Source organism: Corynebacterium crudilactis, from assembly GCF_001643015.1.
In the GTDB taxonomy this organism is placed as follows: domain Bacteria; phylum Actinomycetota; class Actinomycetes; order Mycobacteriales; family Mycobacteriaceae; genus Corynebacterium; species Corynebacterium crudilactis.
The window spans coordinates 1,624,363-1,641,683 of record NZ_CP015622.1 but is presented as its reverse complement, the minus strand read 5'-3'; the positions used below and the strand labels follow the sequence as shown (position 1 = coordinate 1,641,683).

Sequence of the window (17,321 nt, the reverse complement as noted above, 5' to 3'; positions counted from 1 at the left end):
GCTAAGAGGGCTATGATTTAGGACATGGCACAACGTACTCCTCTCATCGCCCCATCCATTCTGGCTGCAGATTTCTCCCGATTGGGAGAAGATATTTTGGCCGTCCCTGATGCCGACTGGATTCACGTCGACATCATGGACGGCCATTTTGTACCCAATTTGAGCTTCGGCGCGGATATCACCGCTGCGGTCAACCGCGTGACCGACAAAGAGCTCGATGTGCACCTCATGATTGAAAACCCAGAAAAGTGGGTAGACAGCTACATCGACGCCGGAGCAGATTGCATCATCTTCCACGTGGAAGCCACCGATGAGCACGTCGCACTAGCTAAGTACCTCCGCTCCAAGGGCGTACGCGCAGGCTTTTCCCTGCGCCCAGGAACTCCCATCGAAGATTACCTCGATGATCTAGAACACTTTGATGAAGTCATCGTCATGAGCGTAGAGCCTGGTTTCGGTGGACAAAGCTTCATGCCAGACCAGCTGGATAAGGTGCGCACCTTGCGCAAGGTCATTGACGAGCGCGGATTGAATACCATTATTGAAATCGATGGTGGCATCAGCACAAAGACCATTAAACAGGCAGCAGAAGCAGGCGTAGACGCATTTGTTGCAGGTTCTGCCGTATACGGCGCCCAGGATCCAAATAAGGCGATCCAGGAGCTGCGAGCACTCGCACAGTAAATGGATATTGCTCATGCTTTAGATCTGGCGCACCAAGCATCAGATGCAGTTCGCGGCACCACTAGCCCTAATCCGGCAGTAGGCGCGGTCATTCTAGATGCCGATGGCGATGTCATCGGCATCGGAGCGACCGCACCTCCAGGGGGACCACATGCAGAAGTCGTCGCGCTGCACGCGGCCGGTGCCCGCGCACACGGCGGCACAGCTGTGGTCACCCTAGAACCCTGTAACCACTATGGCCGCACCGGTCCATGCTCCAAGGCGCTTCTCGACGCCGGAATACGCCAGGTGTTTTATGCCAACGCAGATCCCTTCCCGTCAGCAGCAGGCGGAGCGGAATTTCTGCGGGCGGCCGGCGTCGACACGCACTTTTTAGATCAGCCCATCCGCGCCCTGCAACCATGGCTGAGCGCTACACGCCTCGGCCGTCCCCATGTGACCCTCAAGTTTGCCTCCACCCTAGATGGCTTTTCCGGAGCTACGGACGGCACCAGCCAATGGATTACCGGTGATACAGCCAGGGCATATGTCCACGAGGACCGTAGTAAAAGAGACGCCATCATCGTGGGTACAGGCACAGTACTTAGTGATAATCCCTCACTGACCGCACGCACAGACACAGGACTGTATGAGCACCAACCGCGCCGGGTTGTGATTGGATCTCGTGAGGTTCCAGATTCTTCGCATCTCGCGCAACTGGGATATGAGCAGTATGCGGGAATACCCGAGGCCTTGAGCGCGCTATGGGATACAGGATGCCGAGACATTTTGATCGAAGGTGGTCCAGCTTTGGCTGCGTCTGCGCTGCGTTTAGGGGTAGTTGATCAGGTACAGGCCTATATTGCTCCGGCGTTATTGGGTGCTGGTAAATCTGTATTAACGTGGCCTCAAGAGACCACAATGGATGAAATTATGCGTTTTGAGACGACCTCCGTCAGGCAGTTGGGCTCAGATGTGTTGATAGAAATGATGATGAGGAAGAAACACTAAATGTTTACAGGTATCGTCGAGGAATTAGGTTCCGTTGCAGGTGTAGAATACCTGGGAGATTCCATTCGCATGGAGATCGCAGCCACCACCGTCTTAGAGGGCGTGCATTTGGGAGATTCCATCTCTGTCAATGGTGTTTGCTTGACTGTCGCATCTTTTGATGAAGGACATTTCACTGCTGATCTCATGCAGGAAACACTTGACCGCAGCTCTCTAGGCACTTTAAACACAGGCAGCAAAGTCAATCTGGAACGCGCGATGGCTGCTGATGGCCGCCTCGGTGGGCACATTATGCAAGGCCATGTTGATGCCACCACCACACTGCGTGAGCGCACCAGCTCCGAAAACTGGGATGTGCTGCGTTTTGAGTTACCTGTAGAGCTCGCACGCTATGTGGTGGAAAAAGGCTCCATCGCACTCAATGGCACATCCTTGACTGTGTCTTCCCTTGGCGATGACTGGTTTGAAGTGTCCTTGATCCCCACTACGCTGCGCGATACCACCCATGGTGAATTAGTCGCCGGCGACATGGTCAATGTGGAAGTTGATGTGATTGCCAAATATGTAGAACGCATGATGCTTCCAGGCTTTGGGCAAACAGCTGCGCCCCACGACAACACCGATTTAGCGAAAGACTAGGTTTAGACATCATGAGTGAAAACACCCAGATACCCAGTCAATTAGATTCCGTAGAAGAAGCAATCGCGGATATTGCAGCAGGCAAAGCTGTGGTAGTGGTTGATGATGAAGATCGTGAAAATGAAGGCGATATCATCTTCGCAGCGGAGCTAGCCACCCCAGAGCTAGTGGCTTTCATGGTGCGCTATTCCTCCGGCTATATCTGTGCCCCATTAACCTCAGAAGATGCAGATCGTCTTGATCTGCCACCCATGACTGCCCACAACCAGGATGCTCGTGGCACCGCATACACCGTGACCGTTGATGCAAATACTGGCACCACAGGTATTTCTGCTACTGACCGCGCTCATACCTTGCGTCTGTTGGCCGATCCAGAAGCAGTACGTACGGATTTCACTCGACCAGGCCACGTTGTTCCTTTGCGCGCCCGTGAAGGCGGCGTATTAGTACGTGCCGGACACACTGAAGCTGCCGTGGATCTCGCGCGTGCCGCAGGCCTGCGCCCAGCTGGTGTTATTTGTGAAGTGGTCAGCGAAGAAGATCCTACCGGAATGGCACGTGTGCCAGAACTTCGTCGTTTCTGCGATGAGCACGGACTAAAGCTGATTTCTATTGAGCAGCTTATTCAGTGGCGTCGCAAAAATGAAGTGCTGGTAGAGCGCCAGGTAGAGACTGTGTTGCCTACTGAATTTGGCACTTTTAAGGCAGTTGGTTACCGCTCCATCGTTGATGGCACTGAGTTGGTGGCCATCGTTGCCGGTGATGTAGCAGCTGAAGGCGGTGAAAACGTTTTGGTGCGAGTCCACTCTGAGTGCTTGACTGGCGATGTTTTTGGTTCCCGTCGCTGCGATTGTGGCCAGCAGCTGCATGAATCCCTCAAGATGATTGCGGAAGCTGGTCGGGGAGTAGTTGTCTATATGCGTGGACATGAAGGCCGTGGCATTGGGCTCCTTGCCAAACTGCGCGCTTATCAACTTCAAGATGAAGGCGCAGATACTGTGGACGCCAACCTTGCTCTTGGCCTGCCTGCAGATGCTCGCGAATTTGGCACCAGTGCGCAGATTCTTTATGACTTGGGTGTGCGTTCCCTCAACCTGATCAGCAACAATCCGGCTAAAAAGATTGGTTTGGAAGGCCATGGCATTTCCATTGCCAGCCGCACACCAATCCCAGTAGCGGTGCATGAAGATAATGTTCGTTACCTCAAAACCAAACGTGACCGCATGGGACATGATCTACCAGATGTTGCTGCGTGGGAACACGAACATCCAGAAAACTAAAGGAGTTTAAAAAATGGCTAAAGAAGGACTGCCCACCGTTGATCTCCCTGACGCCTCCGGCTTAAGCGTCGCAGTTGTCACCGCACGTTGGAACGCAGAAATCTGCGATCGTTTGCACAAGCACGCCGTTGACGCAGGTCGTGCTGCAGGAGCTACCGTCCATGAATACCGCGTTGTAGGAGCCCTCGAGCTTCCTGTGGTTGTTCAGGAATTAGCGCGCACCCATGATGCCGTGGTGGCATTGGGCTGTGTGGTTCGTGGCGGCACCCCGCATTTTGATTATGTCTGCGATTCTGTCACCGAAGGCCTAACCCGCATTGCCTTAGATACCTCCACTCCAATTGGCAATGGTGTGTTGACCACCAACACCGAAGAACAAGCAGTAGAACGCTCCGGTGGCGAAGGATCTGTCGAGGATAAAGGTGCTGAAGCGATGGTTGCTGCACTAGATACTGCCCTCGTGCTTTCTCAGATTCGAGCCAATCAGGGTTAGACTGTTGGAATTGAAAGTGTAAAATTTTCCAGGCTGCGTGCAACTGCTAAATAGTTCTAAGGATTTGTGAAAAAGTGACAACCAATGCCCCCGACGGAGCAACGAACAACATCAACAACGCACATTCGGGCGCTGTCGGGACTCCAAAGGTGAAACTCAGCGATGCGGAGCTGCAGGAATACACTGCTGCTTTTGCTGGTACCACCACCACAAAGCCGTGGGAATTGGAAGTAACCACCAAGTTTCTGAAGAAAATTGCCTGGTTAGCTGTCGTGGTTGTCATGGCCGTACATATTTTCATGGGTGCAGTGGTGGATGTTGATTTCACTGGAGCTGCGGTGACCTCGATTGATACCCTGGCTTTCCCTGCCATTGGCATTATTATTTCTGTGGTGTTGTTCCTTGGCTTGAAGCGACCTCGCGTGCGGGCTAATGAAGATGGGGTAGAGGTACGCAACTTCATTGGAACCCGTTTTTATCCATGGGCTGTTATCTATGGAATGTCTTTTCCCAAGGGCAGCAGCGTAGCTCGATTGGAGCTTCCAGATTTTGAATTCGTTCCAATGTGGGCATTCCAATCCCGTGATGGTGAAGATGTGGTGCGTGCTGTTGCGGTGTTCCGTGAGCTCGAAAACAAGTACATGCCAGAGGACTAAATAAGCTGTGGCTGATCCAACAACCTATCGCCCGGCTCCAGGAACAATTCCAACGGAGCCGGGTGTTTATAAATTCAGGGATGACAACCGCCGAGTAATCTATGTCGGCAAGGCTAATAACCTGCGTTCTCGTCTATCCAACTATTTCCAAGATGTCACCCAATTGCATCCGCGCACACGCCAAATGGTGTTTGCGGCCTCCTCCGTGGAGTGGACAGTGGTATCTAGTGAAGTGGAAGCGCTGCAGCTGGAATATACCTGGATTAAACGCTTTGACCCGCGCTTTAATGTTAAATATCGCGATGATAAAACCTATCCCATGCTGGCAGTATCCACAGGGGAGAGGTTTCCGCGCGCCTTCTTTTATCGCGGACCAAGACGCAAAGGAGTGCGCTATTTTGGCCCATATTCCCATGCCTGGGCAGTCCGAGAAACACTAGATTTACTGCTTCGCATTTTTCCCATGCGCACGTGCTCCAAAGGTGTGTTCAACCGCCATGAAAATCTGGGGCGCCCCTGCCTATTGGGCTATATCGATAAATGCGCCGCGCCATGCGTGGGCAGAGTCAGCGAAGATGAACATCGCGATATTGTCACTGGGTTTACGTCCTTCATGGCAGGCCACACCGATAAAGTTACTCGCAAACTCAACACAGAGATGATGGCCGCTGCCGAAGAACTTGATTTTGAACGTGCTGCGCGGCTGCGTGATGATCTTGAAGCCATTGATAAAGTGATGGAAAAACAAGCTGTGGTTTTGGGCGATGGCACAGATGCAGACATCATTGCGTTTTCCACGGATGATCTGGAAGCTGCCGTACAGATCTTCCACATTAGAGGCGGTCGAATCCGCGGCCAGCGCGGCTGGGTTGTGGAAAAGCCCGGCGATTACGCCGAATTGCTTATCGACGCTTCGACCCAACCTGAGAGTACAGATCCTGCACTGCCATTTCTGATGCAAGATTTTCTCGTGCAGTTCTACGGCGATGCTGTGGAACGAGCAGAAACTGAAGCCGAGGAAGATGCTGCTGTTATCGAGCGACGTGGCGTCGATAAGCATTCTTTTGCAGAGGCTGTCCCGGTGACGCGCGCTTCGGTGGTGCCCCGTGAAATCCTGGTGCAGGCCAGCCCAAATGAAGCGGAACAAACCCTCAAAGTCTTGGAGGGGCTGCGCGGCGCCGGAATTGATGTGCGCGTGCCACAACGCGGGGACAAGCGCGCCTTGATGGAAACGGTGGAAAGAAACGCCAAGGAACTGCTCACACAGCACAAATTAAAGCGCGTGGGCGATCTGACAGCACGTTCTGCTGCGCTGCAAGAACTGCAGGAAGCTCTCGATATGGAGCAAGCTCCGCTGCGCATAGAATGCACGGATATCTCCCATATCCAAGGAACCGATGTGGTGGCATCACTCGTGGTCTTTGAAGATGGGCTGCCCCGGAAATCCGATTACAGACGCTACCGGGTTAAAGAAGCGGCTGGCGATGGATACTCCAATGATGTTGCCTCCATCGCGGAGATTACGCGTAGGCGTTTTTTGCGCCACAACCAGGATAAACTTGCTGTTCCAGAAGCAGAAGAATTTGATGGTTCTACTTTTACGGATGAAAAAGTAGAAGAGATGAGCACTGATGCACGTCGCTTCGCTTACCCTCCGCAACTATTTATAGTCGATGGTGGTGCACCCCAAGTTGCTGCTGCACAAGAAGTTTTTGATGAACTCGGCATTGTCGATGTGGTGCTTATTGGACTGGCAAAAAGATTGGAAGAAATTTGGATCCCAGGTGATCCTGATCCAGTAATTTTGCCACGTAACTCCCAAGCACTGTTTTTGCTGCAACAAATCCGCGATGAGGCACACCGCTTTGCGATCACCTATCACCGACAGCAACGCTCCAAGCGGATGCGTGTCTCTGAGCTGGACAGCATTAAAGGTCTGGGACAAAGTCGCAGAACGGAATTGGTGAAGCATTTTGGTTCAGTAGCGAAGTTGAAACAAGCAAGTGCGGAAGAAATCTCTCAGGTGAAAGGATTCGGTCCAAAATTGGCCGAAGCCGTATACGAGGGACTTCATGCATCTAAATAGATTAAGAACCAATAACAAGAAGCACCGGAGATAGCTAGGATATAACCATGATTCAATCCACTGGGGTCACACACACTGGTCAGCCTGCATCACACAACCCTGTGAAATACAGGGACAATTTCACTCCTGTCATTATTACAGGCATGTCTGGAGCAGGGCTGAGCACAGCTGCTCGAGTCTTAGAAGACTTAGGCTGGTACGTGGCACACAATATCCCGCCACAGCTGATCCTAGAATTCGTAGACATGTGTGCCAGGGAAGACGCACCCGTGGATAAAATCGCAGTGGTATGTGATGTACGTTCTCGTGAATTTAGAGGAAGCCTTCCAGAGGTTGTGACAGAGCTTCGCGCCCGAAAGCTTGATCCCACGGTACTGTTCCTGGAAGCGCGCGATGAAGTATTGATCAAACGCTTTGATAATGTTCGCCGCACCCATCCTTTGCAAGGCAGCCAAACACTGCAGGTAGGCATCGAACGCGAACGCACTGTGTTGTCTCTACTTAAAGAAGACGCATCGGTGGTCATTGATACCTCTGACCTCTCAGTACATGATCTGAGAAGGGCAATTGAATCTTCTTTCCGAACCATTGCCACCCGCACTCAGCATGTCACCATTGAATCCTTTGGCTTCAAGCATGGTTCACCGCGGGATGCCGATTTCGTGGTGGATGTCCGATTCCTGCCTAACCCATTCTGGGTTCCAGAATTACGTCCTTTTAGAGGAGTGGACAAGCCAGTATCGGATTATGTGCTGTCCCAAAAAGGTGCAGAAGAATTCCTGAATAACTTTGTGAGCATGCTGCAAGATATGCTTCCTGGATACCGCCATGAGGGTAAAAACTTCATCACAGTAGGTGTGGGCTGCACCGGTGGACACCACAGATCAGTGGCCGTGTCCGAAGAACTAGCCAAAAGACTTGCGGATCAAACAGAGCTAGATGTCTCTGTTGTTCACCGCGATATTAACCGACACTAAGAAAGGGGCCATCTACTTGACGACCTTCTTTGATGCCCCAGGAGATACTCCAGAAGAAGTGGTACCAGATCTGCCCAAGAATTCGGATGCAGCATCTGATGATCGGCCATCTGTCATCACCAGTTTGGGTGGTGGACATGGATTATTTCAAACACTGCGTGCCGCTCGAATTTGCACACCTCATAAAATCAACGCAATTGTTACAGTTGCTGATGATGGTGGTTCCTCAGGCAGAATTCGACGCGAACTAGGACAGATCCCGCCGGGCGATTTACGCATGGCTCTTGCTGCTCTGACTGCAGATGCAGAAGAGGGCGGATTATGGGAAAACCTGCTGCAACACCGTTTCGGTGGGCATGGCGCCTTGGCTGGACATGCCTTGGGAAACCTCATGATCGTCGCCTTGACAGATCTTTTGGGTACCTCACAAGATGCGTTGGACCGGATTGCTGCACTAACCGGTGCAACTGGCCGCATCATTCCAGTATGTGCTGAACCTTTGGATCTAGAAGCCGAAGTATCTGGATTAGATTCAGATCCACGTGTGATGCGTCAGGTACGAGGACAAGTAGCTGTTGCTGCAACCCCAGGTCAAGTACGTCGCGTGCGTATCATTCCAGAAAATCCTGAACCTAACCCTGCCGCTATCCAAGCGATTCTAGATGCTGATTTGGTTACTTTAGGTCCTGGATCGTGGTTTTCTTCAGTTATTCCGCATATTTTGATTCCTGAAGTAATTGAGGCTCTGACTCAGACCAAAGCAACCAAAACTGTGGTGCTCAACCTCACCGCTGAACCTGGTGAGACGGCAGGTTTTTCTGCAGAACGCCATATCCATGTGTTGCGTCAGCATGCTCGTAGCCTGCAGATCGATCAAGTTATTGTTGATGCAAAGACGCTGTCCTCACCAACTGAGCGTGATCATGTAGAACGTGCAGCTCGAACAATTGGTGCAGAAGTATCTTTCCATGATGTGCAAGCAGAAGACGGTCGCGGTCGATTTACCAGCATTCATGATCCGGCGAAGCTCAGCGCTGCACTCTTGGGAAGTTTTGCTGGAGCACGAAAGCGTTAAGGAGTATCAGTGTCACTTACCAGTGATATTAAAGAAGAATTGACGCGAGTTAATGTTGTCAAAAATAGCGTTCGTGCGGCTGAAGTATCGGCTATTCTCCGCTTTGCGGGAGAAATGCAAGTAGTTGCAGGAAGGCTTGTTATTGAAGCCAACCTAGATAGCTTGCACGCGGGAAAGAGATTGCAGCAGTTTATTCAGACGCTGTATAACTCGGACGTTGATGTGCATACGGTCAATCCAACAGTCAGCAGAAAATCACCGCGTTACCTTGTCCGCATTATTGACAATGCGGATGAGATTGCCCGGAGGACTGGTTTGGTAACCAGATCTGGCCATGTGGTCAGAGGCCTGGCACCGGCTGTTGTCAGTGGCACGATCAGTGATGCTGAAGCTGCATGGCGTGGAGCATTTTTGGCCAGTGGCTCATTAAGCGATCCGGGCAGGTCTTCTTCGCTAGAAGTATTTTGCCCTGGCCAAGAATCTGCGTTGGCACTTGTTGGTTGTGCGAGAAGAATCGGCGTGATTGCAAAGACGAAGGATTCTAGAGGATCTGACCGGGTTCATGTCCGAGATGCTGAAGCCATTGGTGCATTACTCACACGCATGGGCGCACAAAGGTCCCGCATTTTGTGGGAGGAAAAACGCCTTAAGCGTGAAAATCGCACTCCGGCCAACCGTTTAGCTAATTTCGATGACGCTAATCTACGCAGATCAGCACGTGCAGCGGTGGCTGCTGCGGCGCGAGTGGAACTGGCTATGAAAATTCTGGGCGATGATGTTCCGGAACATTTGGCGCAGGCTGGTCAATTGCGCGTGCAGCATAGGCAGGCGTCTTTGGAGGAATTGGGCAGGTTGGCAGATCCTCAGATGACCAAGGACGCAGTTGCTGGCCGTATTCGCCGGTTGCTCACCATGGCAGATAAGCGTGCTGAAGAATTAGGAATTGCTGATACTAACTCTGCGGTGACAGAGGATTTGATGGAGGAAATCTAAGATTTTCGTCTCGGTGGTGACATAAAAACGACCGACATCAATGGGATTACCATTAAGGCCAGTGTGAGTTGACTCACACTGGCTTCAAATTTGAGACTGGCTTGTGTGGATTTGTAAAAGTGTAATGCAATTCATATTTAGCCCCATTTGGGGGAATTGTTGCCAATGCGAACGATTTCAGGTTCATTCCATGCAAAAAGTATTTAGCGCAAGTGTTGGAATTAGCCCCTATTGGGGGCGAGCCTAATTTTTGAATGTGTTTGAATGATTTTGAAACTTCTGCAGAATCTTTGTTTGCCAGCTAAAGTTGAAGTCAGGTTGACACGGAGTTGACTCGACGAATTAGCCAATGTGAGTAGGTTTGGTGCGTGAGTTGGAAAAATTCACCACACTCGCCTGGGTTCTGTTCGCTTGAAGTATTGAGCGTGTGGCGCTCTGTTTGACCTAACTGATTCGCACATTGCATTTCCTACAATCTTTAGAGGAGACACAACATGACCATTCGTGTTGGTATTAACGGATTTGGCCGTATCGGACGTAACTTCTTCCGCGCAGTTCTGGAGCGCAGCGACGATCTCGAGGTAGTTGCAGTCAACGACCTCACCGACAATAAGACCCTTTCCACCCTTCTCAAGTTCGACTCCATCATGGGCCGCCTTGGCCAGGAAGTTGAATACGACGATGACTCCATCACCGTTGGTGGCAAGCGCATCGCTGTTTACGCAGAGCGCGATCCAAAGAACCTGGACTGGGCTGCACACAACGTTGACATCGTGATCGAGTCCACCGGCTTCTTCACCGATGCAAACGCGGCTAAGGCTCACATCGAAGCAGGTGCCAAGAAGGTCATCATCTCCGCACCAGCAAGCAACGAAGACGCAACCTTCGTTTACGGTGTGAACCACGAGTCCTACGATCCTGAGAACCACAACGTGATCTCCGGCGCATCTTGCACCACCAACTGCCTCGCACCAATGGCAAAGGTCCTGAACGACAAGTTCGGCATCGAGAACGGCCTCATGACCACCGTTCACGCATACACCGGCGACCAGCGCCTGCACGATGCACCTCACGGCGACCTGCGTCGTGCACGTGCAGCAGCAGTCAACATCGTTCCTACCTCCACCGGTGCAGCTAAGGCTGTTGCTCTGGTTCTCCCAGAGCTCAAGGGCAAGCTTGACGGCTACGCACTTCGCGTTCCAGTTATCACCGGTTCCGCAACCGACCTGACCTTCAACACCAAGTCTGAGGTCACCGTTGAGTCCATCAACGCTGCAATCAAGGAAGCTGCAGTCGGCGAGTTTGGCGAGACCCTGGCTTACTCTGAAGAGCCACTGGTTTCCACCGACATCGTCCACGATTCCCACGGCTCCATCTTCGACGCTGGCCTGACCAAGGTCTCCGGCAACACCGTCAAGGTTGTTTCCTGGTACGACAACGAGTGGGGCTACACCTGCCAGCTCCTGCGTCTGACCGAGCTCGTAGCTTCCAAGCTCTAATTAGTTCACATCGCTAACGTGGGCGATCGATGCTCACGGTGATGTGTCATCCCAATAGCCCGGGGTGTGCCTCGGCGCACCCCGGGCTATTTTGTGTCTTTAATCAATACAATTGAATACCGGTGCCAGCGCCACACAATGTGTGGCAATCTGGGACAGTGCATCACATTGCACCAGAAGAATTTTTTAAACAATCAAATCTCCAAGGAGTACGGCATGGCTGTTAAGACCCTCAAGGACTTGCTCGACGAAGGCGTAGACGGACGCCACGTCATCGTTCGATCTGACTTCAATGTTCCCCTCAACGATGACCGCGAGATCACCGATAAGGGCCGAATCATTGCCTCCCTACCAACCCTTAAAGCACTGAGCGAAGGTGGCGCAAAGGTCATCGTCATGGCTCACCTTGGCCGCCCAAAGGGCGAGGTCAACGAGAAGTACTCCCTCGCACCTGTCGCTGAGGCACTCTCCGATGAACTTGGCCAGTACGTTGCACTTGCGGCAGACGTTGTTGGCGAAGACGCACACGAGCGCGCAAACGGCCTGACCGAGGGCGACATCCTGCTCCTGGAGAACGTGCGCTTCGACCCACGCGAAACCTCCAAGGACGAGGCAGAGCGCACCGCTTTCGCTCAGGAGCTCGCAGCTCTTGCAGCAGACAACGGCGCATTCGTCTCTGACGGCTTTGGTGTTGTCCACCGCGCGCAGACCTCCGTCTACGACATTGCAAAGTTGCTGCCACACTACGCTGGCGGACTGGTAGAGACCGAGATTTCCGTTCTGGAAAAGATCGCAGAATCACCAGAGGCACCTTACGTTGTGGTTCTCGGTGGATCCAAGGTCTCTGACAAGATCGGTGTTATTGAGGCACTGGCTGCAAAGGCTGACAAGATCATCGTCGGTGGCGGCATGTGCTACACCTTCCTCGCAGCTCAGGGACACAATGTTCAGCAGTCCCTCCTGCAGGAAGAAATGAAGGCTACCTGCACCGACCTGCTCGCACGCTTCGGTGACAAGATCGTTCTCCCAGTTGACCTGGTTGCAGCATCCGAATTTAACAAGGACGCAGAGAAGAAGATCGTCGATCTAGATTCCATTCCAGAGGGTTGGATGTCTCTTGATATCGGACCAGAGGCAGTCAAGAACTTTGCAGAGGTGCTGGGCAGCGCGAAGACCATTTTCTGGAACGGCCCAATGGGCGTGTTCGAGTTCGCAGCATTCTCTGAGGGCACCCGCGGCATCGCCCAGGCCATCATCGATGCAACTGCAGGCAACGGCGCATTCTCCGTTGTTGGCGGTGGCGACTCCGCAGCATCCGTTCGCGTGCTCGGCCTGAACGAAGACGGCTTCTCCCACATCTCCACCGGTGGTGGCGCATCCCTCGAGTACCTTGAAGGCAAGGAACTCCCAGGCGTTGCAATTCTCGCTCAGTAATTCTGGCTCAGCCAAAAACGGCACAGCCAAATCTGGCTCAGCCAAGTCCGACACGGCCCTTTTTTAGACAACACAACAAAAGGGCCACCGGGAAACTTTTTAGAAAGGTGTGTTTCACCCATGGCACGTAAGCCACTTATCGCTGGTAACTGGAAGATGAACCTGGATCACCAGCAGGCAATCGGCACTGTTCAGAAGCTTGCATTCGCCCTTCCAAAGGAATACTTCGAGAAGGTTGACGTTGCAGTCACCGTTCCTTTCACTGACATCCGCTCCGTCCAGACTCTCGTTGAGGGCGACAAGCTTGAGGTCACTTTCGGTGCTCAGGACGTCTCCCAGCACGAGTCCGGTGCCTACACCGGTGAAGTTTCTGCAAGCATGCTTGCAAAGCTGAACTGCTCTTGGGTTGTCGTTGGACACTCCGAGCGCCGCGAGTACCACAACGAGTCTGATGAGTTGGTTGCTGCGAAGGCAAAGGCAGCTCTGTCCAACGGCATCAGCCCGATCGTCTGCGTTGGTGAGCCACTGGAAATCCGTGAAGCTGGCACCCACGTTGAGTACGTCGTCGAGCAGACCCGCAAGTCCCTTGCTGGCCTGGATGCTGCTGAGCTGGCCAACACCGTTATCGCGTATGAGCCAGTGTGGGCTATCGGCACTGGCAAGGTTGCTTCCGCAGCAGACGCTCAGGAAGTGTGCAAGGCTATCCGCGGTCTGATCGTGGAGCTTGCAGGCGACGAGGTCGCTGAGGGCCTGCGTATTCTTTACGGTGGTTCTGTTAAGGCAGAAACCGTCGCTGAGATCGTCGGTCAGCCTGACGTCGACGGCGGACTTGTCGGTGGCGCTTCCCTCGACGGTGAAGCATTCGCCAAGCTGGCTGCCAACGCTGCGAGCGTTGCTTAAAGTACAGAGCTTTAAAGCAGAGCCTTAAAGCACAAGCACTGTAGAAGTGCGGTTTTGATGCGCCCTGAGAGCCATCGAAATCAATCGCCCAGCTAAACACCTGTTTTGCTGGGCGATTTTTTATCTCATGCACGCCAACACCCTCAATGTGAAAGAGTGTTTAAAGTAGTTATGACTGATTTTTTACGCGATGACATCAGGTTCCTCGGTCGAATCCTCGGTGAGGTAATTGCGGAACAAGAAGGCCAGGAGGTTTATGAACTGGTCGAACAAGCGCGCCTGACTTCTTTTGATATCGCCAAGGGCAACGCCGAAATGGATAGCCTGGTTCAGGTTTTCGACGGCATTACTCCAGCCAAGGCAACACCGATTGCTCGCGCATTTTCCCACTTCGCTCTGCTGGCTAACCTGGCGGAAGACCTCCACGATGAAGAGCTTCGTGAACAGGCTCTCGATGCAGGTGACACCCCTCCGGACAGCACTCTTGATGCCACCTGGCTGAAACTTAATGAGGGCAATGTTGGCGCAGAAGCTGTGGCGGATGTGTTGCGTAATGCTGAGGTGGCGCCAGTTCTGACTGCGCACCCAACTGAGACTCGCCGCCGCACTGTTTTTGATGCGCAAAAGTGGATCACCACCCACATGCGTGAACGCCACGCTTTGCAGTCTGCTGAGCCAACCGCTCGTACGCAAAGCAAGTTGGATGAGATCGAGAAGAACATCCGCCGTCGCATCACCATTTTGTGGCAGACCGCGTTGATTCGTGTCGCGCGCCCTCGAATCGAGGACGAGATCGAAGTAGGGCTGCGCTACTACAAGCTCAGCTTGCTGGAAGAGATTTCGCGCATCAACCGCGATGTGGCCGTTGAGCTTCGTGAACGCTTCGGCGAGGAAGTTCCTTTGAAGCCTGTGGTCAAGCCAGGTTCCTGGATTGGTGGAGACCACGACGGTAACCCTTATGTCACCGCTGAAACAGTCGAGTACTCCACTCACCGCGCTGCGGAAACCGTGCTCAAGTACTATGCACGCCAGCTGCATTCCCTCGAGCATGAGCTCAGCCTGTCGGACCGCATGAATAAGGTCACCCCGCAGCTGCTTGCGCTGGCAGATGCCGGGCACAACGACGTGCCAAGCCGCGTGGATGAGCCTTATCGACGCGCCGTCCATGGCGTTCGCGGACGTATCCTCGCGACGACGGCCGAGCTGATCGGCGAGGACGCCGTTGAGGGCGTGTGGTTCAAGGTCTTTACTCCATACGCATCTCCGGAAGAATTCTTAAACGATGCGTTGACCATTGATCATTCTCTGCGTGAATCCAATGACGTTCTCATTGCCGATGATCGTTTGTCTGTGCTGATTTCTGCCATCGAGAGCTTTGGATTCAACCTTTACGCACTGGATCTGCGCCAAAACTCCGAAAGCTACGAGGACGTCCTCACCGAGCTTTTCGAACGCGCCCAAGTCACCGCAAACTACCGCGAGCTGTCTGAAGCAGAGAAGCTTGAGGTGCTGATGAAGGAACTGCGCAGCCCTCGTCCGCTGATCCCGCACGGTTCAGACGAATACAGCGAGGTCACCGACCGCGAGCTCGGCATCTTCCGCACCGCGTCGGAGGCTGTCAAGAAATTCGGGCCACGGATGGTGCCTCACTGCATCATCTCCATGGCATCATCGGTCACCGATGTGCTGGAGCCAATGGTGTTGCTCAAGGAATTCGGCCTCATTGCAGCCAACGGCGACAACCCACGCGGCACCGTCGATGTCATCCCACTGTTCGAAACCATCGAAGATCTCCAGGCCGGCGCCGGAATCCTCGACGAACTGTGGAAAATTGATCTCTACCGCAACTACCTCCTGCAGCGCGACAACGTCCAGGAAGTCATGCTCGGTTACTCCGATTCCAACAAGGATGGCGGATATTTCTCCGCAAACTGGGCGCTTTACGACGCGGAACTGCAGCTCGTCGAACTATGCCGATCAGCCGGGGTCAAGCTTCGCCTGTTCCACGGCCGTGGTGGCACCGTCGGCCGCGGTGGCGGACCTTCCTACGACGCGATTCTTGCCCAGCCCAAGGGGGCTGTCCAAGGTTCCGTGCGCATCACCGAGCAGGGCGAGATCATCTCCGCTAAGTACGGCAACCCCGAAACCGCGCGCCGAAACCTCGAAGCTCTGGTCTCAGCCACGCTTGAGGCATCGCTTCTCGACGTCTCCGAACTCACCGATCACCAACGCGCGTACGACATCATGAGTGAGATCTCTGAGCTCAGCTTGAAGAAGTACGCCTCCTTGGTGCACGAGGATCAAGGCTTCATCGATTACTTCACCCAATCCACACCACTGCAGGAGATCGGATCCCTCAACATCGGATCCAGGCCTTCATCACGCAAGCAGACCTCCTCTGTGGAAGATTTGCGTGCTATTCCTTGGGTGCTTAGCTGGTCACAGTCTCGTGTCATGTTGCCAGGCTGGTTTGGTGTGGGCACTGCACTAGAGCAGTGGATTGGCGAAGGGGAGCAGGCCACCCAGCGCATCGCTGAGCTGCAAACACTCAACGAGTCCTGGCCATTTTTCACCTCAGTGTTGGATAACATGGCTCAGGTGATGTCCAAGGCAGAGCTGCGTTTGGCAAAGCTCTACGCCGACCTCATCCCAGATAGGGAAGTAGCCGAGCGCGTCTATTCCGTCATCCGCGAGGAATACTTCCTGACCAAGAAGATGTTCTGCGTAATCACCGGTTCTGATGATCTGCTTGATGACAACCCACTTCTCGCACGATCCGTCCAGCGCCGATACCCCTACCTGCTTCCACTCAACGTGATCCAGGTAGAGATGATGCGACGCTACCGAAAAGGCGACCAAAGCGAGCAAGTATCCCGCAACATCCAGCTGACCATGAACGGTCTTTCCACTGCACTGCGCAACTCTGGCTAGTCCTGCTGGGTGGGTAGTACTCGTGTATACTGTCTAAAGTTATTCGAAATCAGGTGGGCATAAGGTTCACCTGGGTTCTCAAACGGCAAAGGAACATTTTCCACATGGCATTGACGCTTCAAATCATCCTCGTCGTCGCCAGCCTGCTCATGACGGTTTTCGTCTTGCTGCACAAGGGCAAAGGCGGCGGACTCTCCAGCCTCTTCGGTGGCGGTGTGCAGTCCAATCTTTCGGGCTCCACTGTTGTTGAAAAGAACCTGGATCGCGTCACCATTTTGGTTGCCGTTATCTGGATTGTGTGCATTGTCGCACTCAACCTCATCCAGGCTTATTCATAAGACACGAGCTTAAAAAGAGCGGTTCCCTTTTCGTAGGGGAGCCGCTTTTTTGGGTTTTGTCGACCTGCTGTCTCCCCACTGTTCCTCGGTGTGTACTTTCGACACCAAGATTTCGGCAAAGTGGTGGTCAAAATTGGAAAATCTTGGTGCCTAATTCACATACATTCCAATTTTCCCTAAGGACATCTTTAAAGGGGAACTGTTCCCCGACGGAACGTGGAGTCTATAAAACCGCAGGTTAAAACGCTGCCATAGGGGATTTTTCGGCTGGGGAGACGTGGTGTAAGTGCGGGTTAAAAACGTGACCTTCGTTATAAAATCAGAAATCTATAGAACGATAGGTAGA

General features: G+C 53.0%; 15 protein-coding genes. All 15 read left to right on the top strand.

The features are described 5' to 3' along the window. The first annotated feature begins 24 nt into the window (after nucleotides 1-24). The gene (gene rpe, locus ccrud_RS07725; protein ID WP_066565852.1) at nucleotides 25-684 is read left to right on the top strand and encodes a ribulose-phosphate 3-epimerase; all 660 of its coding nucleotides are present in this window, start codon (nucleotides 25-27) and stop codon (nucleotides 682-684) included. Beyond that, a complete protein-coding gene (ribD, locus tag ccrud_RS07720; RefSeq protein WP_066565848.1) occupies nucleotides 685-1,674 on the top strand; it encodes a bifunctional diaminohydroxyphosphoribosylaminopyrimidine deaminase/5-amino-6-(5-phosphoribosylamino)uracil reductase RibD in 990 nt (329 codons plus the stop codon). Beyond that, on the top strand, nucleotides 1,675-2,313 hold the full coding sequence (locus tag ccrud_RS07715; protein WP_066565844.1) for a riboflavin synthase: 639 nt from the start codon (nucleotides 1,675-1,677) through the stop codon (nucleotides 2,311-2,313). A gap of 11 nt (nucleotides 2,314-2,324) precedes the next feature. Further along, entirely contained in the window at nucleotides 2,325-3,593 is a 1,269-nt protein-coding gene (locus tag ccrud_RS07710) for a bifunctional 3,4-dihydroxy-2-butanone-4-phosphate synthase/GTP cyclohydrolase II (RefSeq protein ID WP_066565843.1), read from the top strand. 13 nt (nucleotides 3,594-3,606) lie between these two features. Further along, nucleotides 3,607-4,086, top strand: a complete 480-nt coding sequence (ribH, locus tag ccrud_RS07705; protein WP_066565839.1) for a 6,7-dimethyl-8-ribityllumazine synthase — start codon at nucleotides 3,607-3,609, stop codon at nucleotides 4,084-4,086. A gap of 74 nt (nucleotides 4,087-4,160) precedes the next feature. Further along, nucleotides 4,161-4,742, top strand: coding sequence for a PH domain-containing protein (locus tag ccrud_RS07700; RefSeq protein WP_066565837.1), 582 nt, complete (start codon nucleotides 4,161-4,163; stop codon nucleotides 4,740-4,742). Between the two features lie 7 nt (nucleotides 4,743-4,749). After that, a complete protein-coding gene (uvrC, locus tag ccrud_RS07695; protein ID WP_066565835.1) occupies nucleotides 4,750-6,828 on the top strand; it encodes an excinuclease ABC subunit UvrC in 2,079 nt (692 codons plus the stop codon). 47 nt (nucleotides 6,829-6,875) lie between these two features. Next, entirely contained in the window at nucleotides 6,876-7,805 is a 930-nt protein-coding gene (gene rapZ, locus ccrud_RS07690) for an RNase adapter RapZ (protein WP_066565833.1), read from the top strand. Between the two features lie 16 nt (nucleotides 7,806-7,821). Next, nucleotides 7,822-8,880, top strand: a complete 1,059-nt coding sequence (locus ccrud_RS07685; RefSeq protein WP_066565829.1) for a gluconeogenesis factor YvcK family protein — start codon at nucleotides 7,822-7,824, stop codon at nucleotides 8,878-8,880. Nucleotides 8,881-8,889: 9 nt separating this feature from the next. After that, nucleotides 8,890-9,873, top strand: coding sequence for a DNA-binding protein WhiA (whiA, locus tag ccrud_RS07680; protein WP_066565828.1), 984 nt, complete (start codon nucleotides 8,890-8,892; stop codon nucleotides 9,871-9,873). A gap of 494 nt (nucleotides 9,874-10,367) precedes the next feature. Further along, complete coding sequence (gene gap / locus ccrud_RS07675) at nucleotides 10,368-11,372, top strand: type I glyceraldehyde-3-phosphate dehydrogenase (protein WP_011897301.1); 1,005 nt, start codon at nucleotides 10,368-10,370, stop codon at nucleotides 11,370-11,372. 216 nt (nucleotides 11,373-11,588) lie between these two features. Next, complete coding sequence (gene pgk, locus ccrud_RS07670; RefSeq protein ID WP_066565826.1) at nucleotides 11,589-12,806, top strand: phosphoglycerate kinase; 1,218 nt, start codon at nucleotides 11,589-11,591, stop codon at nucleotides 12,804-12,806. A 120-nt stretch (nucleotides 12,807-12,926) separates the two neighbouring features. Continuing rightward, nucleotides 12,927-13,706: a triose-phosphate isomerase gene (tpiA, locus tag ccrud_RS07665; protein ID WP_011014466.1), complete on the top strand. Its 780-nt coding sequence runs from the start codon at nucleotides 12,927-12,929 to the stop codon at nucleotides 13,704-13,706. Nucleotides 13,707-13,877: 171 nt separating this feature from the next. Continuing rightward, entirely contained in the window at nucleotides 13,878-16,637 is a 2,760-nt protein-coding gene (gene ppc / locus ccrud_RS07660; protein ID WP_066565824.1) for a phosphoenolpyruvate carboxylase, read from the top strand. Nucleotides 16,638-16,741: 104 nt separating this feature from the next. Then, nucleotides 16,742-16,975 (top strand): preprotein translocase subunit SecG, encoded by a 234-nt coding sequence (secG, locus tag ccrud_RS07655; protein ID WP_003856037.1) that lies wholly within the window; start codon nucleotides 16,742-16,744, stop codon nucleotides 16,973-16,975. Nucleotides 16,976-17,321 lie beyond the last annotated feature (346 nt).

Coding starts and splice junctions, on each gene's coding strand:
- secG (WP_003856037.1), top strand. CDS start 16,742: ATGGCATTGACGCTTCAAATCATCCTCGTCGTCGCCAGCCTGCTCATG.
- ppc (WP_066565824.1), top strand. CDS start 13,878: ATGACTGATTTTTTACGCGATGACATCAGGTTCCTCGGTCGAATCCTC.
- ribH (WP_066565839.1), top strand. CDS start 3,607: ATGGCTAAAGAAGGACTGCCCACCGTTGATCTCCCTGACGCCTCCGGC.
- ccrud_RS07710 (WP_066565843.1), top strand. CDS start 2,325: ATGAGTGAAAACACCCAGATACCCAGTCAATTAGATTCCGTAGAAGAA.
- tpiA (WP_011014466.1), top strand. CDS start 12,927: ATGGCACGTAAGCCACTTATCGCTGGTAACTGGAAGATGAACCTGGAT.
- rapZ (WP_066565833.1), top strand. CDS start 6,876: ATGATTCAATCCACTGGGGTCACACACACTGGTCAGCCTGCATCACAC.
- ccrud_RS07715 (WP_066565844.1), top strand. CDS start 1,675: ATGTTTACAGGTATCGTCGAGGAATTAGGTTCCGTTGCAGGTGTAGAA.
- gap (WP_011897301.1), top strand. CDS start 10,368: ATGACCATTCGTGTTGGTATTAACGGATTTGGCCGTATCGGACGTAAC.
- pgk (WP_066565826.1), top strand. CDS start 11,589: ATGGCTGTTAAGACCCTCAAGGACTTGCTCGACGAAGGCGTAGACGGA.
- rpe (WP_066565852.1), top strand. CDS start 25: ATGGCACAACGTACTCCTCTCATCGCCCCATCCATTCTGGCTGCAGAT.
- ribD (WP_066565848.1), top strand. CDS start 685: ATGGATATTGCTCATGCTTTAGATCTGGCGCACCAAGCATCAGATGCA.